Origin of the sequence: Devosia sp. UYZn731 (assembly GCF_040546795.1) — a bacterium.
In the GTDB taxonomy this organism is placed as follows: Bacteria; Pseudomonadota; Alphaproteobacteria; order Rhizobiales; family Devosiaceae; genus Devosia.
The window spans coordinates 88,318-112,819 of sequence record NZ_JBEPOL010000001.1 but is presented as its reverse complement, the minus strand read 5'-3'; the positions used below and the strand labels follow the sequence as shown (position 1 = coordinate 112,819).

Genomic DNA, 24,502 nt, shown 5'->3' with positions numbered 1-24,502 from the left:
GTTTGGCACAATAATGCATGTACTGCTGCCCATCGACGTCTTGCCGGGCGTAGTATTGGCGGTCCGAATTCAGGCTTTGAGGGCGGCCGCGTTCTCGGCGATGTACGACGCTACAGATTGCGGCGCACGGCCGGAGAAACGCTCGACCGTGTCCATGACGATATCATGGAAGCCCGCGGCGGCATCGGTGTCGAACGCCACCAGAAGCTCGGCCATGGATGCGGGAACATGCGCCGCCACCAGGCCGCCCTTGAGTTGCTCGGCGGTCAGGCCGACACGTGTAATTGGCTTGCCTGCCGCCGCCGCCAGTAGTGCCGCCACTTCTTCCTGCGTGACCGCAGCCGGGCCAGTAACGTCATAGATGGTGCGACCTTCGGCTTGCAGCAGTGCGCCCGCCGCGGTGCGGGCGGTATCGAGGCGCGTGACATAGGCGCGGGCTCGGCCGCCCGTCGCATCGAACCATTGCCCTGATGCCAGGGCTGGCGCCGCACTCATCGAGACGATGAAGTCGGTATAAAGATGATTGCGCAGCAGGGTCCAATCCATTCCCGACGCCGCCAGTGCCTGCTCGGTCCAGAAGTGTTCGATGCCGGCGCCGCCTTCGGGGTTCGGGCGCGGTGTCGGGGCCGACGTATAGACCACATGCTTGACGCCAGCTGCCTCAGCCGCTGCAACGGCTGCCCGCTGTTGCTCGATGCGTCTGCCGACGGTATCGGTGCTGATCATCAGCACGCGGTCGACGCCCGCGAAGGCGCTCGCCAAGCTCGCCTTATCGTCGAAATCCAGCGCCACAACCTTGACGCCCTTGGCTGCCAGGTCCGCCAGCTTGGCCGTATCACGCGTGCCGGCAACCAATTTGGTGGCGCCGCGTGCCAGCAGCTCGTCGACTGCCAGCCGCCCGAAATGGCCCGATGCACCAGTCACCAGCAGGGTCTGGTCCTTGAAATCGCTCATTGTGTCTCTCCATGTTGGTCGATCCCCTGCCTTGCGGAAGGACCCGCCAGAGAGTAAGTATCGATTGGAGAGTGCTATCTAGGACATGCCGGCAAGCGGCGAAAGGAGGCACTTTGAGCGCATAAGCGCACCTTGAGGTAACCTATGCTCGACCGGATCGACGAAACCGCCATCATCAACCAGTGGATCGAGGCCTCGGCCTACAAGCCGTTCGACACCAGTTGCCCGGTGCGCGGCGTGCTCGACAGCATCAGCGACAAATGGAGCATGCTGCTGGTGATGACCCTGGCGACGGGGCACAAGCGGTTTAACCAGTTGCGCCGCGACGTGCCCGATATCTCCCAGAAGATGCTGACCCAGACCCTGCGCGACCTGCAACGCGACGGCATGGTCTCCCGCCACGTCTTCGACACCAAGCCGCCCTCGGTCGAATACCGCCTGACGCCCATGGGCCAATCCATCATCGTGCCATTCGGGCATTTGATCCGCTGGGCCAATGCGAACCATCCGGACATTGACGTGGCGCGGGCGCAGTATGACGGGGCAGAGCTTGGCCTCAGGTAGCAAGAGCCGTGGTACTCGCGAACTCGGAAATTAAGGCTGTGTCAGCGCCTGACGTTCGTCAGGCCGAAAATAGGCATCAGCACTACAAGAAGTAACAGCCCGAGGGCCACTGCGATGCCTGAGCCCATTACAATGCGCCTTACGAGTGAGTATTCTTGATTTCCGCGTGCGCTGCCCCACAATGGCGTCATGACAGAGCAAGATAATCGTACCGACGAGTTGTCCCTGGTTGGTGGCAGGTCGACCGTCACCCGGCTGGGCGATGTGGTGTTTCGGCAGGCCGCGCCATGGTCTGCAACCACGGCTGCCCTGCTGCGACACCTGGAGCAGGAGGGGTTCGAGCACGCTCCCCGCATCATCGGAGAAGGCTTCGACGCGAAAGGGCGTGAGATGCTCACCTATGTCGAGGGCGAGAGCATTCATCCCAATCCGTGGACTGACAGCGCACTGCCCGCGCTTGGGGAAATGGTCAGGAAGCTGCACATCGCCTCAGCATCATTTGTGCCCCAGCCCAATGCCGTATGGCGGCCGTGGTTCGGGCGGCACCTCGGCCAACCCCGCGTCATCGGGCATTGTGACACCGGCGCGTGGAACATCATTGCGCGAGGCGGTTTGCCGGTCGCTTTGATCGATTGGGAACAAGCCGGGCCGGTCGATCCGATCATCGAGCTGGCTCAGGTCTGTTGGCTCAATGCGCTACTGTTCGATGACGACTTGGCGGAGGTTCTCGGACTAGGCTCCGCAGAGGCCAGGGGACGACAGGTGAAGATGTTGCTCGACGGCTATGAGCTGCCGCGGTCCGGTCGCGTAGGGTTTGTCGGTCAGATGCGAGACTTCGCTATTCGCAGCGCTGCCAATGAAGCCGTGGAGGCGAAGGTCACGCCGGAAAGCACGGACCCAACGCCGCTATGGGCGGTCACCTGGCGAGCCCGCAGTGCCGCGTGGATGGTCAGGCACTACGATGTCCTTGATCGCATGGTTACGGCGTAGTTCTGAGTAATGGGGCTTGCGGAGCCCCGCCGCCGGGCGTATGTGGTCGGTTATCGCGAAAAGCGACCACTTCCCTTGATCCGCTCAGTGGCGGAGTAAACAGGTGGACGAATAGTCGTCCAGGCGGTCAAGCACACGCCCTCCATGCGCCTTTTGGCATGGTCGGCCAGCGTTTCCAAAACACCCATTGCCTGACATCGCTCAGGCTCCATCGCACGCTATCGGCGCCGCGCGGCGCTGCATGTTTGCGCCATCCGGAAACACGCCATGAACAGACCACTCGTCGTCATCTATACCGCCATTGTCCTTGATGCCGTCGGCATCGGCCTCATCTTTCCCATCCTGCCGACGCTGCTTGCCGAGGTGACCCACGCCGGGAACGTCGCGACCTATATCGGCATCATGACTGCCCTCTATGCGGCCGTGCAGTTCATTTTCGCGCCGGTGCTCGGCTCGCTCAGCGACCGGCTCGGCCGCCGTCCAGTGCTGCTGATTTCGCTGGCCGGGGCGGCGGTCAATTACCTGTTCCTGGCCTTTGCGCCCAATCTCTGGTTGCTGTTGCTCGGGCGCGCCATTGCGGGCCTGACCAGCGCCAATACCTCCGTGGCGGCCGCCTACATCACCGACATCTCCCCCGAGGATAAGCGGGCGCGCCGCTTCGGGCTGCTCAACGCCATGTTCGGCATCGGGTTCATCATCGGGCCGGTTCTCGGTGGCCTGCTGGGCGACTATTGGGTGCGGCTGCCGTTCATTGCGGCGGCCGTGCTGAACGGAGGCAACCTGCTGCTCGCGTTCTTAATGCTGCCGGAGTCGCGAACCCCGACCCGCGAGAAGATCGACTTTGCGGCACTCAATCCGCTGCGGCCGTTGCGCTGGGTGTTTTCACTCAAGAGCCTGCTGCCGATCGTTCTGATCTTCTTCATCTTCAGCGGCACCGGCGAGGTTTACGGCACCTGCTGGGCGCTGTGGGGCAACGACGCGTTCGGCTGGAACGGGTTGTGGATCGGGCTGTCGCTCGGCGCCTATGGCGTCTGCCAGACGCTGGCGCAGGCCTTCCTGCCCGGACCGGCAGTTAAGCTGCTCGGCGAGCGCGGTGCTATCCTGACCGGAATTGCCGGCGCGTCGATTGCATTGATCGTGCTGGCCTTTGCCCATGAGGGTTGGGTGGTCTTCGCCATCATGCCGATCATGGTGCTGGGCGGTATCGGCGTGCCGGCGCTGCAGTCGCTGGCGACGCGACAGGTCGACGAGAGCCAGCAGGGCCAGTTCCAGGGCGTGCTGCAGTCGGCGGTCAGCCTGTCCTCGATCATCGCGCCGCTGGCGTTCGCGAGCCTTTATTTCGTGTTCCGCGAGGAGTGGCCCGGCGCCATCTGGCTCTCTGTCGTGGTTGTTTACGCGATCACCATACCGCTGGTGCTCGGTTTGCGATTCGACAAGCCGGCTATGGCTCCAGCGACGTAAGGCGGCGTTTTGCGGAGATGGATTTGCAGGGATGCCTATCCACAGGCTGACCGCCTCGAAAATTGGCATTCCTGCCCATAATCGCCTATATAAATGGCCAGTTCGAACAACATAGAATCACCCCAGTGACAGATACGCCCGATGACGGGGCCGGCGCACTGCCGCCGTCCGATATTACGCTGATTTCGATCACCGACGAGATGCGCAAATCCTATCTCGATTACGCCATGAGCGTGATCGTGAGCCGGGCGCTGCCCGATGTGCGCGATGGTCTCAAGCCCGTGCATCGCCGCATCCTGTTCTCGATGAGCGAGAATGGATACGAGTGGAACAAGCCCTATCGCAAGTCGGCGCGTGTGGTCGGCGACGTGATCGGTAAGTATCACCCGCATGGCGATCAATCGGTCTACATGGCGCTGGTTCGCATGGCCCAGGACTTTTCCATGGGGCAGTTGCTGATCGAGGGCCAGGGCAATTTCGGCTCGGTCGATGGCGATATGCCGGCGGCAATGCGCTACACCGAAGTGCGCATGCAGCGCATCACCGGCAACCTGCTCGACGATCTCGATAAGGACACCGTCGATTTCCGCGACAACTATGACGGCTCCGAACATGAGCCCGTGGTGCTGCCAGCGCGGTTCCCCAACATGCTGGTCAATGGCGGCGGCGGCATTGCCGTGGGCATGGCCACCAATATCCCGACCCATAACCTCGCTGAGGTCATCGAGGCGACGCTGCTGGTGCTCGACCAGCCGCATGTGACCACCGAAGACCTGATGGCCGTCATGCCCGGGCCAGATTTCCCCACCGGCGGTATTATCCTGGGCCGTCACGGCATCCGCTCGGCCTATGAAACCGGCCGCGGCGGCGTGATGATGCGCGGCCGTGTCGCCATCGAGGAAATCCGCAAGGAGCGTGAAGCGCTCATCATCACCGAATTGCCGTATCAGGTGAATAAGGCGCTGATGGTCGAGAAGATTGCCGATCTGGTGCGCGAGAAGCGGATCGAAGGCATTGCCGACATGCGCGATGAATCTTCGCGTGAGGGCATGCGCGTGGTCATCGAGATCAAGCGCGATGCACTGCCCGATGTGGTGCTGAACCAGCTTTATCGATTCACGCCGCTGCAATCCTCGTTCGGCTGCAATTTCGTGGCGCTGAACGGCGGCAAGCCGCAGTTGATGAACCTGATGGAAATCCTCGTGGCCTTCATCGCCTTCCGCGAGGAAGTGGTGACGCGCCGCGCCCGGTTCATGCTCAACAAGGCGCGTGACCGCGCCCATATCCTGGTCGGCCTGGCTGTGGCCGTCGCCAACATCGATGAAGTCATAGCCCTGATCCGCACCGCGCCCGATCCGGCAACGGCGCGCGAGCAGTTGATGACCCGCCGCTGGCCGGCCAGCGACGTGGCGCCGCTGATCGCGCTGATCGACGATCCACGTCACCGGATCAACGAGGACGGCACGTTCAACCTCAGCGAGGAACAGGCCCGCGCCATTCTCGAACTGCGTCTCGCCCGTTTGACGGCGCTGGGCCGCGATGAAATCGGCGACGAGCTCAATGGGCTTGGCACCGAAATCGCCGACTATCTCGATATTTTGCGCTCGCGCGAACGGGTGATCACCATCATCCGCGACGAATTGACCTCGATCCGCGATCAATACGGCACGCCACGCAAGACCGAAATCACCGATAGCGCCGCCGATTTCGAGGACGAGGATCTGATCGCCCGCGAGGACATGGTCGTCACCGTGACCCATGGCGGCTACATCAAGCGCGTGCCCCTCTCGACCTATCGGGCGCAGAACCGTGGCGGCAAGGGCCGCTCGGGCATGGCCACGCGCGACGAGGATTTCGTCAGCCGCCTGTTCGTGGCCAATACGCATACGCCGATCCTGTTCTTCACCAGTCGCGGCATCGTCTACAAGCTTAAGGTCTGGCGCCTGCCGCTGGCGGCCGCTAATGCGCGCGGTAAGGCGCTGATCAATATCCTGCCGCTGGAGCAGGGCGAGCGCATCACCTCGATCATGCCCATGCCCGAGGATGAGGGCACGTGGGCCGATCTCGACATCATGTTCGCCACCGATCGCGGCACCGTGCGCCGCAACTCGCTGGCCGACTTCGTCGAAGTGCGCCAGAACGGCAAGATCGCCATGAAGCTGGACGAGGGCGACGGCATTATCGGCGTCGACACCTGCTCGGCGGCCGACGACGTGCTGCTGACCACCGCCCAAGGCCAGGCGATCCGCTTCCAGGTCGATGAAGTGCGCGTGTTCAAGGGCCGCGACTCCACCGGCGTGCGCGGCATCCAGCTTGCCGAAGGGGACATCGTGATCTCGATGGCGATCATCCGCCACTTCGATGCGGTGTCCGAAGAGCGTGTCGCCTATCTCAAGATGAGCCGCGCCGTGCGTGGCGAGGGCGACAGCGAAGAGACCGCCACCGATGATGCCGAAGAGGCAGTGGTCGCGGGTGAATTGGGCCAGGACCGCTATGTCGCCATGAGCGAAGCCGAGCAGTTCATCCTGACAATCTCGGAAAACGGCTATGGCAAGCGCACGTCGAGCCATGAATACCGCATCACCGGGCGCGGCGGCAAAGGCATCACCGCCATGGCCGTCAACAAGCGCAACGGCAAGCTGATCGCCTCCTTCCCGGTGGCCGACGAGGACCAGATCATGCTGGTTACCGACAAGGGCCAGATGACGCGCATGCCGGTCGAGGGCAAGAAGCCCATCCGCATCGTCTCGCGCGGTAGCCAGGGCGTCATCGTGTTCGATACCGCCGAGGACGAGAAGGTGGTTTCGGTGGAGCGCATCAGCGAGCCCGAGGATGACGAAGAGGGCGATGCCCCCGAGGCAGTCGATACGCCGGATGCACCCGACGGGCCGGAAACCCCGGACGGTTCGGATGGCCCGGAAACCCCGGACGGTTCGGATGGCCCGGAAACCCCGGACGAGCCGACGGCGGAATAAGGAATTTGAGGGGCGCTTCGGCGCCCTTCTTTTTTGTCTTCACCTCTCCCTTCGGGTGAGGGGGCCTTTACCGGGTGAGGCGCCCGCGGAAGGCCCCTCACCCGACCCAAGAGGGTCGACCTCTACCCCAAAGGGAGAGGTGAAGTGCGGCTACCGCCCGCCAATTCAGGGCTCAACCCTTGCCAACCGATCGAGTTCTGTGGCTCGCTGCTCCAAGAGGAGTCCCCCATGATTGATCCCCATATCCTGCTGCCCTATATTCTGGCCTGCGTCCTGTTTGCCGTCATTCCCGGCCCCTCGGTCTCGGTGGTCATCGCCAATTCTCTGGCGGGTGGCACCAAGGCGGGACTGATCACCATCCTCGGCGCTCAACTGAGCATGCTCAGCATGGTCTTCGTGGTCGCCATTGGCCTCGAAGCGGTGATGACCTTCATTTCCGGCGCTTTCGAAATCATCAAGCTCGCCGGCGCCGCCTACCTGATCTGGATCGGTTGGAAAATGCTGCGCTCCACCGGCGAATTGCAGTTCAATGCGGGAGATCGCCTGCCCATCGGCCGCTATATCCGGCAGGGCATGCTGGTCAGTTGGTCCAATCCCAAGACCTTGTTATTCCTCAGCGCCTTCCTGCCCCAGTTCGTCGATCTGAACCGCCCCGCCTTCGGCCAGATCATGACCCTCGGTTTGATCACCATGTCGATCACCAGCCTCAGCGACGCCATCTACGCCGTCGCGGCCGGCCAGATGCGTCACTTGCTGACCGCCGCCCGCGTCCGCATGGTCAACCGCGTCTCGGGCGCCATCCTGATGTGCGGCGGCGTCTGGCTCGCGCTGCAACGGCGGGCATGACCCTCGATATCGTCAATCTGCGCGACGCCCGGCAGTTCTTCCCGGAGGTCGCCGATCGCATCTGGCGCGCCTGGTCGGAGCCCAATGGCGAGCCACTCGCTGAGGTTGAGCAAGAGCTTTCCGAGGTCGTCGCGGCCACGGATTTCCCTTTTACGCTGGTGGCGGTTTCGGACGGCGTCTTCGCCGGCACCGTCACTGCTATCGCCTCCGACCTGGATGAGCGGCCCGAGCTGACCCCATGGGTTGCCGCGCTCTGGGTAGACCCGGAGTTTCGTCGCGCCGGCTTGGCCAAGGCGCTGGTCGAACGCGCGGTCTCTACAATGTTCGGGCAGGGTCACCCCCAAGTTTATCTCTACGCCATACCGAGCCTGCGAGCCTTCTATCTGGGGCTCGGATGGACCCTGCTGGAAGAGCGGTTCGGCAAATACGTCATCGATATCTATATCCGCCATCCGGCCAAGAAGGATGATCCGGCGTGACCGACACTCTTGCGACCAAACCCGGCGGCTATCGCGCGCTGCTTGCTTTGGCGGTGCCACGTCGGCTGGCGCTGGCGAGTATCCCGGCAGACTTCGCCGATTGGCTCGATTATGCGGCCGTGGTCGCGCTGCTGGTGTTTGCCTGGGGGGAGGGGCCGTTCGTGCTGGCGCTGTTCGGCTTCGCGCTGACGCTGCCTTATGTGCTTATCGGCCCGCTGCTGGCGGTCTATATCGATCGCACGCCGCTGGGGCGCGTGCTGGTGCTGTCCAATCTCGGTCGTGGTTTGACCACGCTGGCGCTGGTTTTTGCCAGCAGCACGCCGCTGGTGCTGCTTCTCGTATTCCTGCGGTCATCCATCGACTCGGCTTTCACCCCGGCGCGGCAGGCGGCTATCCAGGCCTCGACGCCGCCCACGTTGCTGGCCAGCGCCAATGGCCTGCATCAGGCGATCAACCAGACCTCCAAGATCGCCGGCCCGGCACTGGGTGGATTGCTGCTGGCCTTTATACCGGCGCAATCGGTGTTCGGCCTTAATGCCGTGCTGTCGCTGGTGGCTGCGCTTAGCCTGATCAAACTTGGCCTGCCGCTGCGGGAAGCGCGTGAGCCGTCTGACATTCGAACCGAACTGTCGGCGGGCGCCGCCGAGTTCAGGCGCAACCGAATGCTGCTGCTGGCGCTGGTCTTTTCCGCCGTCGCCTATTTCGCTTTCTTTCTCTATGACGCGCTGATTGCCTTGCTGGCCGCCGATTTTGGTTTTGGCCCCACGGCATTCGGTTTCGGCATCGCCGCGTCGGGCGGGGGTGGACTGATCGGCGCCTTGGTGGCGGGACGCTTGGCCAGCCATCCGATCGCCTGCATGAGCTGGTCGGCAATGCTGTCAGGGGCTGTCACCGTTGCCATCGCCCTGGCGGCCATGGCGCACATTGCCGTACCGATCTGGCTGTATTTCGCGGCGCTGGCCGTGATGGGCGGATCGACCGCGTTCATGCTGGTGCCGTATCGCACCATCGTGCAGGCCGAAACGCCGCCTGATCGCATTGCCCGCGTCTTCGCGACGGGGGAGGCGCTGATCACCACGGTGATGCTGTCGGCGCCTTTCATCGGCAGCCTGATCGCCAGCGCCTACGGCACCGGGGCCGCCTTTCTTTGTGGTGGGGCGCTGGTGCTACTGCTTGGCATGGTCACCGCCATTACCATGCTGCGCCGCTTGCCTTGACTCACCCAGCGTGACAAAACCCGGCAATACCTTGGGGAGGGCACAATGAGCAAATTGGTGGGCTTTTATCCCGGCTCGTTCGATCCGGTGACCAATGGACATCTCGACGTGATCGAGCGGGCCTGCAAGCTGGTCGATACGCTGGTTGTCGCGGTCGGGATCAATTCCGGCAAGAAGACGCCGTTGTTCGCCCATGAGGATCGGCTGATCCTGCTCGAACAGGTGCTGGCCCCGGTCGGCAAGCGCACCGATACCGAGTTCAAGATTGTCGACTTCGGTGGGTTGATGGTCACCGCCGCTCGCGAGCATGGCGCCAAGCTGATCATCCGAGGCCTGCGCGACACCACCGACTATAATTACGAGATGCAGATGGTCGGCATGAACGCCCAGATGGCGCCCGACCTGCAGACCGTCTTCCTGCCATCCAGCCCGCCCGTGCGGCACATCTCGGCCACATTGGTGCGCCAGATAGCCGAGCTGGGCGGCGACATTTCCGCCTTCGTCCCGCAGCTTGTTCTCAAGGCCCTGAAATCAAAATGATCGCTGTTTCCCGCCGTCTGTTCGGTGCGCTCGCCATTGCCGCTGCCACCGTTTTCGCCGCTCCCGCCTGGGCCCAGACGCCCACAGGCACGCCGCATTTGATCCTGACGCTGCCCAAGGGCGATGTCGATATCGAGCTGCTGCCTGACCTAGCGCCCGCCCATGTCGAGCGCATCGTTACCCTGACCAATCAGGGGTTTTATAACGGCCTCAAGTTTCACCGCGTCATCGACGGCTTCATGGCCCAGACCGGTGATCCGAAAGGCGACGGCACCGGCGGTTCGGACCTGCCGGACCTCAAGGCTGAATTCACCACTTCGGTGTCGTTCCAGCGCGGCGTGCTCGGCATGGCCCGCGCCTCCGATCCCGATAGCGCCAATTCGCAGTTCTTCATCACCTATGCGGATGCCAGCTTCCTCGATGGCCAGTACACGGTCTTCGGCAAAGTTGTTTCCGGCATGGAAGCCGTCGATGCGCTCAAGAAGGGCACCGACCAGAGCGGCGTGGTCGATGGGCCGGACAGCATTATTTCGGCCAAGATCGAATATAAGTAAGTCCGAGCGAACCCCCACCTAACCTCCCCCTGGAAGGGGGAGGGACCGTTCTGTGGTTTGGGCAGTATCGTGGGCAGACGCGATCTGTTCCTCCCCCTTTCAGGGGGAGGTTAGGTGGGGGTACGAAGTCCCCGCCTTGCACCGCCCGCCCATTCCCCTTACATGCGCACCACGCATTCCACAAAAACTGAAGAAAGTGAGCCCCATGGCCGATTACGCTGATCCCGAAAACACCCTCGTCATCGAAACCACCAAGGGCAATGTCGTCATCGCCCTGCGCCCAGACCTGGCGCCGAACCACGTCGCCCACATCAAGAAGCTGGCGCGCGAGAAGTTCTACGACAATATCGTGTTCCATCGCGTCATCGACGGCTTCATGGCCCAGACCGGCGATCCGCGCGGCACCGGCACCGGCGGCTCGAAGTACCCGGACCTGAAGCAGGAATTCTCGGCCGAGCCGCACGTTCGCGGCACCGCTTCGATGGCCCGCTCGTCCAATCCCGACAGCGCCAATTCGCAGTTCTTCATCTGCTTCGCCGACGCGCCCTTCCTCAACAAGCAGTATACTGTTTGGGGCAATGTCATCGAAGGCATGGAAAACGTCGACCAGATCAAGCGCGGCGAGCCCGTGCAGAACCCAGACAAGATGGTCACCGTTCGCGTTGCTGCTGACTTGGCTGAGTAAGTAAGCTAACCCCCACCCAACCTCCCCCTGGAAGGGGGAGGAGTGCTCCAGTGATTGGGACTCGATAGAGCTCCAAGAATGGAGAGGTCCTACCCCTTGAGGGGGAGGTTAGGTGGGGGTGCCTTTCCCGTAATTCGAGACCGACCCCGAGTGCGCCCCATGCAAACCATCCTGTGGACCCTGCTAGGCGTTATCGCCGGCGCCTGCATCGCCACGCAGGGGCCGATCAATGTCCAGCTTGGCAAGGGCCTGGGCCTGCCGATTGCGGCGGCGGCCATGTCGTTTCTCGCGGGCGCGATCATTCTTTGGGTCGTGACCCTGGTCTTTGCCAAGGTGCAGGGCACGAGCATCAATTTCAGCGGTCCCGCGCCCTGGCTGTTCGTGGCCGGCGGCGCGCTGGGCACGGTCTATGTGACCAGCTCCGTATTTCTGACGCCGATGATCGGCGCCACCGCTGTCATGGGCCTAGCCATTGCCGGCCAGTTGCTCGCCGGCCTGACGCTGGATAGGGTTGGCTTCATGGGCATCGCGGTGCGTGAGATCACCCTTGGCCGTGCCGCCGGTGCCGCGCTGTTGGTCGCGGGCGCCATCATGATCCGCGTGCTTTAGCCGCCACTCAAATCTCGCCTTGTGGCCATCTGCCATGCTAACCACGCGTTATGCGTGTTTCCGATTTCGACTTCGAGCTTCCCGAATCCCTCATTGCGCTCCACCCGGCCGAGCCGCGCGATAGTGCGCGCATGCTGGTGGTGGACCCGGTCCATGGCCTGTCGGATCGGGCCATCCCCGATCTGCTCTGGCTGCTGAAGCCGGGCGATGTGCTGGTGGTCAACGACACCCGCGTGCTGCCCGCCGAACTGCGTGGCACCCGCATTCGCGGCGATAACCGAGCGTCGGTGTCGTTCAACCTGCATAAGCGCGACGATGCCCATACCTGGCGCGCCTTCGCCCGCCCGGCTAAGCGGCTGGCGCTGCTCGACCGGCTGGAACTGGGCAATGGCGACGGCACGGCGCTGACCGCCCGCGTTGCAGGGAAGGGTGAAACCGGCGAAGTTACTCTGGAATTCGACCTCGGCGGCGCGGCGCTCGACGAGGCGATCAAATCCCACGGCGCCATGCCGTTGCCGCCCTATATCGGCGCCAAGCGCGGCATCGAGGAACGCGACAAGACCGACTACCAGACCGTCTACGCCGCCCATGACGGCGCCGTCGCTGCGCCCACTGCGGGGCTGCATTTTACTGAAGAGCTCCTGCAAAAGCTGGCCGAACACGGCGTCACCATCGAGCGCGTTACGCTGCATGTGGGGGCAGGGACCTTCCTGCCGATGAAGGCCGAGGACACGGACGATCACGTCATGCACGCCGAATGGGGTGAGATCGACGGCGATACCGTCGAGCGCATTCTCGCGGCCAAGGCGGCCGGTAGCCGTATCGTCGCGGTCGGCACGACGAGCCTGCGGCTGCTTGAATCGGCATCGGTGCGGACGGGCGCGTTAAAGCCGTTCAGCGGCGATACCTCGATTTTCATCACGCCGGGCTTTCGTTTCAAGACGGTCGACGTGCTGATGACCAATTTCCATCTGCCCAAGTCGACGCTGTTCATGCTGGTCAGCGCGTTTGCCGGGATGGACACGATGCGCGAGGCGTACCAGCACGCTATCGCCGAGGGCTATCGGTTCTATTCGTACGGGGACTCGTCGCTGCTGCTGCGAGCGGAAATGCCGGAAGACAATGGGCTTTAGTTCACAGCGTTCTCGTTGAGCAACTGGCCGGTGAAGCCGCAAGCGGCGCCGTGATAGGTGAGGCAGCCGGTCTGTTCCTCGATGTTGAGGAAACCGTCTTCGTCGAAGCTTAGTTTGACCTCGCAATATTGTTCGCCCAGCATCGGGCTGTCCGAACCCGGCTCATAGTCCTCGTTCTCAACGAATAAGTTGCCACCGGTTTCATCAAGGATGGCCTCGCCTTCGACGCTCCCGGCGCAGCCAGGCATGTCGCTTTCCATTGGAACGATCGTGTCGAGCGAAATGGCAAAGACGTCATTGTCGATATGCTTGATCTTGGCGCTGAGTTCGCCCTCGCCGCTGCCGGTATAATTGCCCTCTTGGGCGCAGGCCGGGTTGGCAAAAATGGCGACGGCAAGCAGGGGCAGGGCAAAGCGGAGCATGGGCAAACCTGTGAAAAGTGCTGGTGTCAAATCGGCGTGATCTTGGGTGGCAATCATGGCCGAAATCGACCGTCTGCCCCTGTTGTCCAATAGAAGCTGAACCGATACAACCCGCGCCATGCAAGCTTCGACCAAACTCGTGACCTTCACCCTTTCCGCCACCGACGGCATGGCACGGCGCGGCCGTATCGATACGCCGAGGGGCGATATCCAGACCCCGGCTTTCATGCCGGTGGGCACGCTCGGCACTGTCAAGGCGATGTACCCCGAACAGGTGCGCGAGACCGGCGCCGATATCCTTTTGGGCAATACCTATCACCTGATGCTGCGCCCCGGCGCGGAGCGCGTGGCTGGGCTGGGGGGCCTCCACACGTTCATGGATTGGCAGCGGCCGATCCTGACCGATAGCGGTGGCTTCCAGGTGATGTCGCTGGCCAAGTTGCGCAAGCTGACCGAAAAGGGCGTGACGTTCAAATCCCATATCGATGGCTCGGCCTATGAGCTGACGCCAGAGCGCTCGATCGAAATCCAGACGCTGCTCGATAGCGACATCATCATGCAGCTCGACGAGTGCATCGCCCTACCGGCCGAGTACAAGGAAATGGAGCGCGCCATGGAGTTGTCGCTCCGTTGGGCCGACCGCTCCAAGACCGCGTTCGCCAACCAGCAGAACCGCGCGCTGTTCGGCATCGTGCAGGGTGGCGATAATGCCGAACTGCGGGCCCGTTCGGCGGCTGGGCTGACCTCGATCGGCTTTGATGGGTATTCGGTTGGCGGCCTTGCCGTGGGCGAGCCGCAGGAAGTCATGTTCCGCGTCATCGAGGACATCACGCCGGAGTTGCCAACCGATCGCCCGCGCTACCTGATGGGCGTCGGCAAGCCCGATGACATCTTGGGCGCCATCGGGCGGGGCATCGACATGTTCGATTGCGTCCACCCGACCCGCGCCGGCCGCCATGGCCATGTTTATAGCCGGTTCGGCGTCATCAACCTGAAGAATGCCCGGCATAAGGATGATCATCGTCCCATCGACGAGGCGTCGCCCAATTCCAATTGCCGCCGTTTTTCGCGCGCCTATCTTCACCATCTGGTCAGGACCGAAGAGATTTTAGGGGCGATGATCCTTTCGCAGATCAACCTGGCCTATTATCAAGAGCTGGTCCAAGGCGCCCGCGCGGCGATCGAAGCCAACAGTTTTTCCGACTACGCCGCCGCGACCCGTGCAGCATGGGACGCCGGCGACCTGCCAACACTCTAATTTCCGTTCTTCCGCGGTCAGCAAAGGTTCATCGACATGGCTAAATCAGGACGCAAGGCCAGTTTCGCGTCGCTCGACAAGCACCGCAAGCGCCTCGCGGAGACGCCGATGCGCGTCCAGTTCGCCATTGATCCGAACCGCTTCAAGCGCTATTCCGCCGCGGCCGGCGACCTACTGCTCGACTATTCCAAGAACCGCATCGACGAAGACGTGATGGCGGCCCTGTTTGACCTGGCGCGTGCCGCCGGGGTCGAGGAACGCCGCACCCAGATGTGCGAAGGCGAGCATATCAACATCACCGAAGACCGCGCGGTGATGCACATGGCCTTGAGATACCAGGGCGACAAGCCGGTGCCCGTCGACGGCAAGGATGTCATGCCCGATATCCGCGCCGTGCTGGCGCATATCGAGAGCTACACCAACGATGTGCGCAATGGCGTCATCCGCAGCCACACCAATGAGCAGATCACCGACGTCGTCAATATCGGCATCGGCGGTTCCGACCTCGGCCCGGCCATGCTGACGCTGGCGCTCGAGCCCTATACCCGCGCCGACCTGCGCGCGCATTACGTGTCGAACGTCGATGGCGCCCATATCCACGATACCCTCAAGCGCCTGAAGCCACAGACGACGATGTTCATCATCGCCTCCAAGACCTTCACCACCGACGAAACCATGACCAATGCCGCCTCGGCTCGGAAGTGGATCGCCGACGCGCTGGGGGATGCGGCGGTCAGCGATCATTTCGCCGCCGTGTCGACCAATATCGAGGCCTGCAAAGGCTTTGGTATCCGCGAGGACCGCATTTTCGGCTTTTGGGACTGGGTGGGCGGGCGCTATTCGATCTGGTCGGCCATCGGCCTGCCGGTGGCGCTGGCTGTCGGTTACGAGAATTTCGCCAAGATTCTCAAGGGCGCCGACGCGATGGATCAGCACTTCCTGACCACGCCGCTGGAACAGAACCTCCCCGTTATCCTCGGCCTGCTCGGCGTCTGGTATCGCAATGTCTGGGGCTTTTCGACCCAAGCCGTGATCCCCTATGACCAGCGCCTGTCGCGCCTGCCGGCATACTTGCAGCAGCTCGATATGGAGAGCAACGGCAAGTCGGTGACGCTGGGCGGCAAGGCCGTTGGCTGGTCGACCGGAGCTATCGTGTGGGGCGAGCCGGGCACCAATGGCCAGCACGCGTTCTTCCAGTTGATCCATCAGGGCACCGATGTCATCCCCACCGATTTCCTGATTGCCGCCAAGCCGCATGAAAGCCTGCCGCCGCATCACGACAAGCTGGTCGCCAATGTGCTGGCACAGTCCGAGGCGCTGATGCTGGGCAAGACCGAGGAAGAGGTCGTGTCCGAACTCAAGGCGCGGGGCCTCGACAAGGCAAAGATTAAAGAGCTGGCGCCGCACAAGGTGTTTCCGGGCAATCGGCCGTCCAACACGCTGTTTTATCCACAACTGACCCCCGAAATGCTGGGCTCGCTGGTGGCGATGTATGAGCACAAGGTGTTCGTGCAGGGCGTGATCTGGAACATTAATTCCTATGACCAGTGGGGCGTTGAGCTGGGTAAGCAGCTCGCCAAGGCCCTGTTGCCAAAGGTCAAAGGCGAGGCCAGCAGCGATGGCCACGACAGTTCCACCAAGGGCCTGCTGGGCTATTACCTGAGCCACAAGGGCTAGGCGCGTGACGATCACCACCGACGAGCAACTCGAAAAACTCAAGGCCATCGGCCGCATCTGCGCGCTGACCCGCGACGCCATGGCAGCGGCCATGCGTCCGGGTATGACCACGGCGGAACTCGATGATCTGGGCCGGATTCTGCTGGAACAACACGGCGCGATGTCGGCGCCCCAGGTGACCTATGACTTTCCGGGCGCCACCTGTATCTCGATAAACGAGGAAATCGCTCACGGCATTCCTGGGGATCGGGTGATCCAGGCGGGCGATCTGGTCAATATCGACGTTTCGGCGGTCAAGGACGGCGTCTTCGCTGATACCGGCGCCTCGTTTGTCGTCGCGCCCAGCACCAGCAAGCTCGATGCGCTGTGCCGCGATGGCAAGAAGGCGATGTGGGCCGGGATTCGCGCCGTGCGCGCCGGTGCGCCTCTGGCCGATGTCGGTGAGGCCATCGGCAAATTCGCCAGCAAGGGCGGCTATACGCTGATCCGCAACCTGGCCAGCCACGGCGTTGGCGACAGCCTGCACGATGAGCCGGGCGAGATTTCGACCTGGCCGGATAAATCCGAACGCCGTCGCATGACCAATGGGCTGGTTTTCACCATCGAGCCGTTTTTGTCGCTGGGTGGGCGGATGGCCGATCAGAAGTCGGCGGATGACGAGTGGACGCTGATTGCCCGGCCAGCTGCGCCTTGCGTGCAATACGAGCATACGGTGGTGGCGACGCCGCGCGGTGCCGTCGTGGTGACGCTGGCCGCCTAGAGGGAAACCAGCAGCACCGGTGCCAGAATGATCATCGCGGCCGCGGCGACGAAGCGCATCGCGCCCCAGCCGCGGAAGGTCGCGTTGCGCAGCACCGACGACAGCACGAAGAATACGATCAAGGCGATCGCCAAGCGGTTGATGCCGGGCAAAGCCAGCTCGCTGCCCTGCGACAAGCGCACATAGCCCCACAGGCCGGCTAATACGCCGAACATGGCGGTGATCAAAAGGGTCATCGCCTTGGCAATGATCAGCATCGCCATATCGATGGTGACGCTGGTCAAGATCAGGCTGATACCGCTCGCCATCACGAACATGGCGCCGAGAATCACCAGCAAGCGGGTTTCGGCCAGCGCAGGAATGATGGCGCCCAGATCCAGGCTCGGCAGCTTGCCGATCACCGGTACGCTGCCGCCGTAGGTCCGGAACACCACCAGCAGATAGACGACGGCGATGGTGCTGATGGCGAAGATGAGCAGGCTCACCACCATCACCTTGATCAGATCGATGGTGTCCTGAGACATGGGCTAACCGCCAATTGCAGGGGGAGTGGACGTCGGCGACAGAGCTCGCCAACGAGCGACTGAAAGAGCATTTCGCGTCGATTCGCAATTGAAGCGCCGTTATCGGACCTTCGCAGCCGGCGCTGTTAGTAGGTCGCGCGGCCGCCGGACAGGTCAAAAACGGACGCCGTGGTGAAGCTGTTTTCCTTGGAGACGAGCCAGGCGACCATGCTGGCGGCTTCTTCGACTTCCATGAACCGGCCGCGCGGAATGCGGCTGAGCATGTAGTCGACGAATTCGGGCTTCAATTCATCCAGGATACGCGTCTTGGCGGTGGCGGGGGTGGATGGCGTTGATGGCGATGTCGTATTTGGCGCATTCCTTGCCCACGGCCTTGGTCATGCCGATGACGCCGGCCTTGGCGGCGGCGTAGGCAGCCGCGTTGGGATTGCCCTCCTTGCCGGCGATCGAGGCTATGTTGACGATGCGGCCGTAATTGCGGGCCTTCATGCCGGGCAGGATGGCACGGTTGACGTAAAACGCGCCGTTGAGATCGATGTCGATGACGCGGCGCCACTCGTCCAGTTAGTATTCGTCGAGCGGGGCGTTCTTGCCGGCAATGCCTGCGGAATGTACAAGAATATCGATCCCGCCCAGCGCCTGTTCGGTGCTGACGACGGCCGCCTCGACGGCGTCGTAGGCGGCAATATTGACTTCAACGGTCGAGGCGGCGTCGCCGAGCGCAAGCTTGGCATCGGCCAGAACCGCAGCGTTGTTATCCCACAGGCTGACCCGGGCGCCCGATGCCACCAGCCGTCGCGCGATCGCAAAGCCGATGCCCTGCGCGCCGCCGGTTACCACTGCAGTGCGGCCCTTCAGATCGATCTCGTTCATGTCTCGTCCCTTCACTCGGCCTTCGGCCGTGTTTTTGATTCGTGCTATTCTATCGGGCTAGATCGTCCGCGTGGGTAGGCTTCAAATTCTTTCCCTTTGCAGCTCCGCCGCGAGAAACGCAAAGGCCGAGACGGTGCTACTTGCCAGGACTGGGCTGGGAATCCCGGCAATCTCGAGCGCGGTTCTGTAGGCAGCAGCGGCCGCACTTGTGCCCATGACGGTGATGGAAGCCGGTCGCTGGATGCCTGCAAGAGCTTCGGAGATTTCCGAACCCGCTATGATTCCGCCAAGGTAGTCGGCGATTTCGGCCGGTTGTAGCCGCCCGAACAGGACGAGGGAGCGGGCGGAGAAGATGCGTTGCAACACGCCACCCGGCATGGCCGACTTGTCGAGGGCAAAGCGCGTACCGCGTTCGAAGGCGTCGGGATGCGGCTCGTAACTGGCCGGAATAAGCCGGGAGACCAGCGAGTCCTTTTTCAGCAGGCTGAGAACTTCGCCGCCCATATAGGTGGCAATGTCGGTGATCTGGCTGCCATCGGTGGTGATCCACTTGCTGTGTGCGCCGGGCAGGACCACGAGGGCAGGCATGTGGCTGCCGATGCCGAAGACCGCCAATTCTTCTCCCCGCATGACGTCCGGGACCGGATTTTGCCGCGCGATTCCGGGCAGAAAATAGAGCGTTGGCAGGCCATCGATGTCCTGCCGGACCGCCTGCGCCAACAAGTCCGGAAGGCCTGCCGGCACCATGACGAAGGGCGACTCGATCCAGCCGGTCCGGCTGGTGACCATGCCTGAGAGCAGGATGGCACGGGCCTCGCCTAGCCATGGGCCAATTTCCTGGCGCAGAGCCGTATCAAACGCCCCGTTGGAGACGCTGTTGACCCCGCGCGCGCTGCTGTGCTCGGCAAGCACGCTGCCGTCAGCTTGCAATTGCCAGGCGTGAAACGCCGCGGAGGTCCATTCGATCGCGATATACATGGCTGCACTCAGTAGGCGGGCTTGATGGGGAACCAGTCCTTGCGGGACGTGTCGAGATAGGCGCCGGCAATGCCTTCGACGCGATAGCGCTCGAGGGCTTCGACATCGACATCGACGCCCAGCCCTGGCTCTTCCGGAATGGCGAAGCGGCCGCCGGTCAGAACGGGCGGATTGGGGCTGATATCGCCGCCGAGATAGGCGCGCTCGGTGTCGATGGCCAGCGACAGGTTGGGGATCGAGGCCGCGAGGTGGATGTAGGCGGACTGGGACAGGGCCAGTTCAGCGCCGGAGTGTAGTGTCACCGGGATGCCGACCGCTTCGCAGATCGCGGCGGCCTTGATGGTCTGCCACAGGCCGCCCGCTTCATGGGGATCGAGCAGGACGACATCGGCAGCGCTGGCGCGGATAATGTTGCCGACATCGGCTAGCGTATAGGCGCTTTCGTCTAGCGCGATGGGAACGGAGGAGTGGGCGACGAGCGCGGCGTGACCGGCAAGATCGTCCAGTTCCAGCGGCTGTTCGACATAGGCGGGATCGAACGGGCGCAGTTTTTCCAGCTGACGCTTGGCGGTGCCGGGGTGCCAGGCGCCGTTGACGTCGAGTCGCAACGGGTGGTCGCCGATCACCTTGCGGGCGGTCTCGGCGAGGATAATGTCGCTGCGCTCGTCAAAGCCGATCTTGACCTTGAAGGTTTCATAGCCCTTGTCGAGAAAACGTTGCAGCCGCTCGGTCAAGCCTTTAGGTTCATTGGTGAAAAGATAGGCGGCGGCGGCTACGTCCCGGCGCCATTTGCCACCCCATAGGGCATAAAGCGGCAGTTTCGCCTGCTTGCCGAGCGCATCCCACATCGCCATTTCGAGCGCGGCGATCGCCATCACGGCGGCGCGCTTGTGATGGTAGAAGCCGGCGCCGAGCACGTGCCGATGCAGCCGCTCCACGTCGGCCACCGGGTAGCCGATGGCCAAGGGCGCGACGATATCGGCGAACACTGCGGGCACGCTGGCGATCAGCGAGATGGTTTCGCCCCAGCCGGTGATTCCCCCATCCGTCTCGATTCGACAGACGAGGCGGGTGGTGCCGATGCGGCGGCCCGAGCCCCACAGTATATCCTCGGTGAAGGGCATTCTAACCAGCCAGTGGTCGACCTTGGTAATCTTCACATTTGCTCCCACGCGGTCCATGCCGCTGTTGACGCCTTGACATGAAACTTAGTTCCAAGATATTCGATTGGCAACACGGCGGACAAACGCCAGGCAGTCAAACCGGCAAGTTTCGGTTCTCGGGAGAGATGATGGGCAAGCCCCAACTCAGCGCTAGCACGGGCGACAAGGACGTCGAGGCCGATGGCCCATCGACGCCCGGGGTGCAGGCGCTGACGCGCGGCATCCAGCTGCTCGATATCGTCGCCTCCGCGCCCAAGGGGCTGCGCTTTACCGAGCTGCTGGAACAGACCAGCGTACCCAAGGGCACGCTGCATCGGCTGCTGCAGGCCCTGGTTGAAGAGCATCTGCTGGCCTTTGACGGACGCGACCAGACCTACCGGCTGGGAGCACGGCTGTTTCAATGGGCCCACAAGGTCTGGGACGATTTCGACCTGCGCGGTGCCGCCCAACCGGAACTGGTACGGCTGCGCGACCTGACCGGCGAGGCCATCCGTCTTGGGGTGATGGATGGCGCCAGCGTACTCTATATCGACCAGAGCGACGTGCCCCAGCCGCTGCGCCTCAACAATGGCGTAGGGTCTCGCGCGGCGGCGCATGGCAGTGGGCTGGGCAAGGCGATGTTGGCTCACCTGTCGCTGGAAAAGCGCCGGGCGCTGCTGGCCGATGCTCATCTCGAAGGGCTGACGCCCAATACCATCATCGACGTCGATGAACTGATCCGCCAGCTCGACCTGACCAAGGCCCGTGGTTATGCGGTGTCGGTGGACGAGCAGAATATGGGGATTTCCTCGGTTGCAGCGCCGGTTCTGAACCACCGGGGCGAGCCCATCGGGGCCATCGGCATTATCGGGCCATCGTTCCGGCTACCGGTCGAACGCTTGCATGCGCTGGGGCGCGAAGTCATCGAGGCGGCGCGCCGCACATCTGGCAATTTCGGGGAATTCGCTATGTCGCTAGGCATCCAGCCGCGCCCACTTGGGGTCGACCGTGCCGATGTGCGCTGTGTAATTCCCGCCAGCACCTTTTTGGGGGAAGGCCCCCATTGGTCCGAGCGGGACAAGAAGCTCTATTTCGTCGATATCCTGGCGCCCGCCGTCTACACTGGCGACACCGTCAAGGGCACCTATGTGAGCATGCCGGTGCCCGAACTGGTGGGCTTCATCATTCCGCGCACCCGCGGCGGGTTCGTCACCGCCATGCATGGTGAAATCCGCGGCATCGACCTGCCCAGCGGCAGCATCACCACCATTTCGCACCCGGAAGCCGACCGGCCCGGCAACCGCTTCAATGACGGCAAATGCGACCGGCGCGGACGGCTGTGGGCAGGCTCGCTGGCCATCGATACCGCGCCCGACCAGGGCCGGCTGTGGCGGCTCGATCCCGATGGGCGCGCCTTTGAAATGGACCGGGGCTTCCACGTCTCCAACGGCATGGGCTGGAGCCCGGACGACAAGACATTCTACTTCGCCGATACCGCCAAGCAGCTCATCTATGCCTATGATTTCGACATCGACAGCGGCTCGATCGCCAATCGGCGGGTGTTTATCTCGGTGCCGGAATCCGAGGGCAAGCCTGACGGGCTGACGGTGGATGCGGAAGGCTTCGTTTGGGCCGCCCATTGGGATGGCTGGTGCGTCACGCGCTACGATCCAGACGGCAAGGTCGACCGGGTGATCAACCTGCCGGTGCCCCGCCCGACCTCGTGCGTGTTCGGCGGGCCGGACATGCAGACCTTGTTCGTCACCACCGCCCGTATCCGGCTCTCCGCCGCACAACTGACCGAAGCGCCGCTATCCGGCAGCGTCTTCGCTATCGATACCGGCATCAAGGGTCTGCAAGACCCGATGTTTGCCGGCTGACCAGGGAACCGACATGGCCAAACTCGAACTCAGCGGTATCAGGAAATCCTTCGGCACCACCGAAGTGCTCAAGGGCATCGACCTGACCGTGCAAGACGGCGAATTCGTCGCCTTTGTCGGCCCCTCCGGATGCGGCAAGTCTACCTTGCTGCGCCTGATCTGTGGGCTGGACGAAATCACCGCCGGACAGATGGCCATTGACGGGGAGATCGTCAACGATGTGCCCCCGGCAAAGCGCGGCATCGCCATGGTGTTCCAGAGCTACGCGCTCTATCCGCATATGTCGGTGGCCGACAATATGGGCTACGCATTGTGGCTGGCGGGCACGCCCAAGGCCGAAATCCGGGCGCGGGTGGAAATCGCCGCCAAGGTGCTGCGCATCGAGAGCTATCTCGACCGCAAGCCGCGCCAGCTTTCGGGCGGACAGCGCCAGCGCGTTGCCATCGGCCGGGCCATCGTACGCGAACCGCGCATTTTCCTCTTCGACGAGCCGCTCTCCAACCTCGATGCGTCGCTGCGGGTCGAGATGCGCATCGAAATCGCGCGGATGAAGGAACGGCTCGGCACCACCATGGTCTACGTCACCCATGATCAGGTCGAGGCGATGACGCTGGCCGACAAGATCGTGGTGCTCAATGCTGGCAAGGTGGAGCAGGTGGGCTCGCCGCTCGATCTGTACAACAAACCCATCAATAAGTTTGTCGCCGGCTTTATCGGCAGTCCGCGGATGAATTTCCTGCCCCTGGGCGTCGCGGTCGGTGACCAGCGTTTTGCCATCCCCGGTGGCTCCGTGCGCGTGCCGCCGGACCTTGCCGCCAAGCCGAGCGAAATCGGCATTCGACCCGAGCATCTCGAACTGGTCGATCACGGCGCGCCCAATAGCCTGTCCGGCGCCGTCACCATGACCGAGCATCTGGGCAGCGACACCTACGCGTATGTGGCGCTGGATGGCAGCGAGGACATGCTGGTGGTGCGGCTGTCGGGCGAACGGGCAGTGCGGCGCAAGGAGAAGATCGGGGTCGGGTTCGATCCTGAGATGATCCACGTCTTCGCTGCGGATGGTCGTTCGATCGCATCGGCGCGGCCGGTGGCACTGGAAGCGGCATGAGCCTGCATCCCGAATTGATCCCCAAGGTCGAAGTGGCTGTGGCCCGCTATCCCAGCCTTGAGGGCAAGAGCGTGCTGATCACCGGCGGTGGCTCGGGGATTGGCGCGTCGCTGGTGGAACATTTCGTCGGGCAGGGGTGTCGGGTTGGCTTTATCGAGCTGGATGGCACGGTGGCCGCCGAGAATGCCAGCGCGGTGGAAAAATCGACCGGGACGCGGCCGCATTATGAAGTGGTGGATCTGCGCGATATCGCGGCGATGCAAGGGGCTATCGAGCGCCTTGCCGCCAAGACTGGACCGTTTCGCGTGCTGGTCAACAATGCCGGCAATGACGACCGCAAGCCGCTTGAAGAGGTGACGCCGGACTATTGGGACGAGCGGCAGGCCACCAACCTGCGTCACCAGTTCTTCGCGGTTCAGGCGGTAGCGCCCGGTATGGCAAAAGCTGGCGGCGGGGCCATCATCAATATGGGCTCGATTTCCTGGATGAAGGGAGCGGCGGGGCTGATCTTTTACACCACAGCCAAGTCCGCGGTGATGGGGATGACCAAATCGCTGGCGCGTGAATTGGGCGAACGCAATATCCGCGTCAATTCCATTGCCCCCGGCTGGGTTTTGACTGAGCGGCAGGTCGTGCGCGCCAAGGCCATCTACCAGAACAAGTTCAACGAATACCTTGAGAGCCAGTGCCTCAAGGAGCACCTGCTGCCCCCCGACATCGCTCGCATGGCGCTGTTCCTGGCGGCCGACGATTCCCGGCTGGTGACGGGGCAGACCTTCATCGTCGATGGGGGCGTCATCTAAAATCAGGCCCGACAAGAGGCCGAGCCTGCAATTTTTTCGACTTGAAACAATGTTCCACAAAGGGAGGACG

General features: G+C 62.8%; 23 protein-coding genes and 1 pseudogene. 18 read left to right on the top strand and 6 right to left on the bottom strand.

The window, feature by feature from the left end:
• Nucleotides 1–69: 69 nt before the first annotated feature.
• Nucleotides 70–954: an NmrA family NAD(P)-binding protein gene (locus ABIB57_RS00515; RefSeq protein ID WP_354037908.1), complete on the bottom strand. Its 885-nt coding sequence runs from the start codon at nucleotides 952–954 to the stop codon at nucleotides 70–72.
• A 144-nt stretch (nucleotides 955–1,098) separates the two neighbouring features.
• Here ABIB57_RS00515 and ABIB57_RS00510 point away from each other — a divergent pair, with 144 nt between their 5' ends.
• The 12 genes from ABIB57_RS00510 (at nucleotide 1,099) to queA (ending at nucleotide 13,007) form a co-directional block, all read left to right on the top strand.
• Nucleotides 1,099–1,518, top strand: a complete 420-nt coding sequence (locus tag ABIB57_RS00510; RefSeq protein ID WP_354037907.1) for a winged helix-turn-helix transcriptional regulator — start codon at nucleotides 1,099–1,101, stop codon at nucleotides 1,516–1,518.
• Nucleotides 1,519–1,707: 189 nt separating this feature from the next.
• The gene (locus ABIB57_RS00505; protein WP_354037906.1) at nucleotides 1,708–2,508 is read left to right on the top strand and encodes an aminoglycoside phosphotransferase family protein; all 801 of its coding nucleotides are present in this window, start codon (nucleotides 1,708–1,710) and stop codon (nucleotides 2,506–2,508) included.
• Between the two features lie 267 nt (nucleotides 2,509–2,775).
• Nucleotides 2,776–3,969, top strand: coding sequence for a TCR/Tet family MFS transporter (locus ABIB57_RS00500; protein WP_354037905.1), 1,194 nt, complete (start codon nucleotides 2,776–2,778; stop codon nucleotides 3,967–3,969).
• Nucleotides 3,970–4,169: 200 nt separating this feature from the next.
• Nucleotides 4,170–6,944, top strand: a complete 2,775-nt coding sequence (gyrA, locus tag ABIB57_RS00495; RefSeq protein ID WP_502914342.1) for a DNA gyrase subunit A — start codon at nucleotides 4,170–4,172, stop codon at nucleotides 6,942–6,944.
• Between the two features lie 228 nt (nucleotides 6,945–7,172).
• Nucleotides 7,173–7,790, top strand: coding sequence for a LysE family translocator (locus tag ABIB57_RS00490; RefSeq protein WP_354037903.1), 618 nt, complete (start codon nucleotides 7,173–7,175; stop codon nucleotides 7,788–7,790).
• Entirely contained in the window at nucleotides 7,787–8,269 is a 483-nt protein-coding gene (locus tag ABIB57_RS00485; RefSeq protein ID WP_354037902.1) for a GNAT family N-acetyltransferase, read from the top strand. The genes ABIB57_RS00490 and ABIB57_RS00485 overlap by 4 nt, the downstream gene beginning before the upstream one ends.
• Nucleotides 8,266–9,486 carry an MFS transporter gene (locus ABIB57_RS00480; RefSeq protein WP_354037901.1) on the top strand — a complete coding sequence of 407 codons (1,221 nt, stop codon included), beginning with the start codon at nucleotides 8,266–8,268 and terminating at the stop codon, nucleotides 9,484–9,486. Before ABIB57_RS00485 ends, ABIB57_RS00480 begins: the two co-directional genes overlap by 4 nt.
• A gap of 45 nt (nucleotides 9,487–9,531) precedes the next feature.
• Nucleotides 9,532–10,026 (top strand): pantetheine-phosphate adenylyltransferase, encoded by a 495-nt coding sequence (gene coaD, locus ABIB57_RS00475; RefSeq protein ID WP_354037900.1) that lies wholly within the window; start codon nucleotides 9,532–9,534, stop codon nucleotides 10,024–10,026.
• Entirely contained in the window at nucleotides 10,023–10,580 is a 558-nt protein-coding gene (locus tag ABIB57_RS00470; RefSeq protein WP_354037899.1) for a peptidylprolyl isomerase, read from the top strand. The genes coaD and ABIB57_RS00470 overlap by 4 nt, the downstream gene beginning before the upstream one ends.
• Before the next feature lie 205 nt (nucleotides 10,581–10,785).
• On the top strand, nucleotides 10,786–11,265 hold the full coding sequence (locus tag ABIB57_RS00465; RefSeq protein ID WP_354037898.1) for a peptidylprolyl isomerase: 480 nt from the start codon (nucleotides 10,786–10,788) through the stop codon (nucleotides 11,263–11,265).
• A gap of 159 nt (nucleotides 11,266–11,424) precedes the next feature.
• Entirely contained in the window at nucleotides 11,425–11,874 is a 450-nt protein-coding gene (locus ABIB57_RS00460) for a DMT family transporter (protein WP_299721773.1), read from the top strand.
• Nucleotides 11,875–11,924: 50 nt separating this feature from the next.
• Nucleotides 11,925–13,007: a tRNA preQ1(34) S-adenosylmethionine ribosyltransferase-isomerase QueA gene (gene queA / locus ABIB57_RS00455; RefSeq protein WP_354037897.1), complete on the top strand. Its 1,083-nt coding sequence runs from the start codon at nucleotides 11,925–11,927 to the stop codon at nucleotides 13,005–13,007.
• Here queA and ABIB57_RS00450 read toward each other — a convergent pair.
• On the bottom strand, nucleotides 13,004–13,429 hold the full coding sequence (locus ABIB57_RS00450) for a hypothetical protein (RefSeq protein WP_354037896.1): 426 nt from the start codon (nucleotides 13,427–13,429) through the stop codon (nucleotides 13,004–13,006). The two genes, queA and ABIB57_RS00450, sit on opposite strands and share 4 nt — an antisense overlap.
• A 118-nt stretch (nucleotides 13,430–13,547) precedes the next feature.
• Here ABIB57_RS00450 and tgt point away from each other — a divergent pair, with 118 nt between their 5' ends.
• From tgt to map, 3 genes are read left to right on the top strand one after another with little or no spacing between them, the layout of a single operon-like run.
• Nucleotides 13,548–14,687 (top strand): tRNA guanosine(34) transglycosylase Tgt, encoded by a 1,140-nt coding sequence (tgt, locus tag ABIB57_RS00445; RefSeq protein ID WP_354037895.1) that lies wholly within the window; start codon nucleotides 13,548–13,550, stop codon nucleotides 14,685–14,687.
• A 36-nt stretch (nucleotides 14,688–14,723) separates the two neighbouring features.
• On the top strand, nucleotides 14,724–16,364 hold the full coding sequence (gene pgi / locus ABIB57_RS00440) for a glucose-6-phosphate isomerase (RefSeq protein WP_354037894.1): 1,641 nt from the start codon (nucleotides 14,724–14,726) through the stop codon (nucleotides 16,362–16,364).
• A 4-nt stretch (nucleotides 16,365–16,368) separates the two neighbouring features.
• The gene (map, locus tag ABIB57_RS00435) at nucleotides 16,369–17,124 is read left to right on the top strand and encodes a type I methionyl aminopeptidase (protein WP_354037893.1); all 756 of its coding nucleotides are present in this window, start codon (nucleotides 16,369–16,371) and stop codon (nucleotides 17,122–17,124) included.
• Here the strand turns inward: map and ABIB57_RS00430 are convergent.
• The 4 genes and pseudogenes from ABIB57_RS00430 to ABIB57_RS00415 all read right to left on the bottom strand — a co-directional run bounded on the left by ABIB57_RS00430 (nucleotide 17,121) and on the right by ABIB57_RS00415 (nucleotide 20,659).
• Nucleotides 17,121–17,648, bottom strand: a complete 528-nt coding sequence (locus ABIB57_RS00430; RefSeq protein ID WP_354037892.1) for a hypothetical protein — start codon at nucleotides 17,646–17,648, stop codon at nucleotides 17,121–17,123. The genes map and ABIB57_RS00430 overlap by 4 nt on opposite strands.
• A 125-nt stretch (nucleotides 17,649–17,773) precedes the next feature.
• Nucleotides 17,774–18,521, bottom strand: a pseudogene (locus ABIB57_RS00425) (SDR family NAD(P)-dependent oxidoreductase).
• Nucleotides 18,522–18,602: 81 nt separating this feature from the next.
• Nucleotides 18,603–19,499: a 2-dehydro-3-deoxygalactonokinase gene (locus ABIB57_RS00420; RefSeq protein ID WP_354037891.1), complete on the bottom strand. Its 897-nt coding sequence runs from the start codon at nucleotides 19,497–19,499 to the stop codon at nucleotides 18,603–18,605.
• An 8-nt stretch (nucleotides 19,500–19,507) separates the two neighbouring features.
• On the bottom strand, nucleotides 19,508–20,659 hold the full coding sequence (locus ABIB57_RS00415) for a mandelate racemase/muconate lactonizing enzyme family protein (protein WP_354037890.1): 1,152 nt from the start codon (nucleotides 20,657–20,659) through the stop codon (nucleotides 19,508–19,510).
• Nucleotides 20,660–20,790: 131 nt separating this feature from the next.
• Between ABIB57_RS00415 and ABIB57_RS00410 the strand changes: the two genes are divergently transcribed.
• From ABIB57_RS00410 to ABIB57_RS00400, 3 genes are read left to right on the top strand one after another with little or no spacing between them, the layout of a single operon-like run.
• Nucleotides 20,791–22,521: an SMP-30/gluconolactonase/LRE family protein gene (locus ABIB57_RS00410; protein ID WP_354037889.1), complete on the top strand. Its 1,731-nt coding sequence runs from the start codon at nucleotides 20,791–20,793 to the stop codon at nucleotides 22,519–22,521.
• Between the two features lie 13 nt (nucleotides 22,522–22,534).
• The gene (locus tag ABIB57_RS00405) at nucleotides 22,535–23,629 is read left to right on the top strand and encodes an ABC transporter ATP-binding protein (RefSeq protein ID WP_354037888.1); all 1,095 of its coding nucleotides are present in this window, start codon (nucleotides 22,535–22,537) and stop codon (nucleotides 23,627–23,629) included.
• The gene (locus ABIB57_RS00400; protein ID WP_354037887.1) at nucleotides 23,626–24,432 is read left to right on the top strand and encodes an SDR family NAD(P)-dependent oxidoreductase; all 807 of its coding nucleotides are present in this window, start codon (nucleotides 23,626–23,628) and stop codon (nucleotides 24,430–24,432) included. The genes ABIB57_RS00405 and ABIB57_RS00400 overlap by 4 nt, the downstream gene beginning before the upstream one ends.
• The last annotated feature ends 70 nt before the right edge of the window (nucleotides 24,433–24,502 follow it).

Excerpts from the sequence above, each read along its gene's own strand:
- ABIB57_RS00515 (WP_354037908.1), bottom strand. The coding sequence starts at position 954 with ATGAGCGATTTCAAGGACCAGACCCTGCTGGTGACTGGTGCATCGGGC.
- ABIB57_RS00510 (WP_354037907.1), top strand. The coding sequence starts at position 1,099 with ATGCTCGACCGGATCGACGAAACCGCCATCATCAACCAGTGGATCGAG.
- ABIB57_RS00505 (WP_354037906.1), top strand. The coding sequence starts at position 1,708 with ATGACAGAGCAAGATAATCGTACCGACGAGTTGTCCCTGGTTGGTGGC.
- ABIB57_RS00500 (WP_354037905.1), top strand. The coding sequence starts at position 2,776 with ATGAACAGACCACTCGTCGTCATCTATACCGCCATTGTCCTTGATGCC.
- gyrA (WP_502914342.1), top strand. The coding sequence starts at position 4,170 with ATGCGCAAATCCTATCTCGATTACGCCATGAGCGTGATCGTGAGCCGG.
- ABIB57_RS00490 (WP_354037903.1), top strand. The coding sequence starts at position 7,173 with ATGATTGATCCCCATATCCTGCTGCCCTATATTCTGGCCTGCGTCCTG.
- ABIB57_RS00485 (WP_354037902.1), top strand. The coding sequence starts at position 7,787 with ATGACCCTCGATATCGTCAATCTGCGCGACGCCCGGCAGTTCTTCCCG.
- coaD (WP_354037900.1), top strand. The coding sequence starts at position 9,532 with ATGAGCAAATTGGTGGGCTTTTATCCCGGCTCGTTCGATCCGGTGACC.
- ABIB57_RS00470 (WP_354037899.1), top strand. The coding sequence starts at position 10,023 with ATGATCGCTGTTTCCCGCCGTCTGTTCGGTGCGCTCGCCATTGCCGCT.
- ABIB57_RS00465 (WP_354037898.1), top strand. The coding sequence starts at position 10,786 with ATGGCCGATTACGCTGATCCCGAAAACACCCTCGTCATCGAAACCACC.
- ABIB57_RS00460 (WP_299721773.1), top strand. The coding sequence starts at position 11,425 with ATGCAAACCATCCTGTGGACCCTGCTAGGCGTTATCGCCGGCGCCTGC.
- queA (WP_354037897.1), top strand. The coding sequence starts at position 11,925 with ATGCGTGTTTCCGATTTCGACTTCGAGCTTCCCGAATCCCTCATTGCG.
- ABIB57_RS00450 (WP_354037896.1), bottom strand. The coding sequence starts at position 13,429 with ATGCTCCGCTTTGCCCTGCCCCTGCTTGCCGTCGCCATTTTTGCCAAC.
- tgt (WP_354037895.1), top strand. The coding sequence starts at position 13,548 with ATGCAAGCTTCGACCAAACTCGTGACCTTCACCCTTTCCGCCACCGAC.
- pgi (WP_354037894.1), top strand. The coding sequence starts at position 14,724 with ATGGCTAAATCAGGACGCAAGGCCAGTTTCGCGTCGCTCGACAAGCAC.
- ABIB57_RS00430 (WP_354037892.1), bottom strand. The coding sequence starts at position 17,648 with ATGTCTCAGGACACCATCGATCTGATCAAGGTGATGGTGGTGAGCCTG.
- ABIB57_RS00420 (WP_354037891.1), bottom strand. The coding sequence starts at position 19,499 with ATGTATATCGCGATCGAATGGACCTCCGCGGCGTTTCACGCCTGGCAA.
- ABIB57_RS00410 (WP_354037889.1), top strand. The coding sequence starts at position 20,791 with ATGGGCAAGCCCCAACTCAGCGCTAGCACGGGCGACAAGGACGTCGAG.
- ABIB57_RS00405 (WP_354037888.1), top strand. The coding sequence starts at position 22,535 with ATGGCCAAACTCGAACTCAGCGGTATCAGGAAATCCTTCGGCACCACC.
- ABIB57_RS00400 (WP_354037887.1), top strand. The coding sequence starts at position 23,626 with ATGAGCCTGCATCCCGAATTGATCCCCAAGGTCGAAGTGGCTGTGGCC.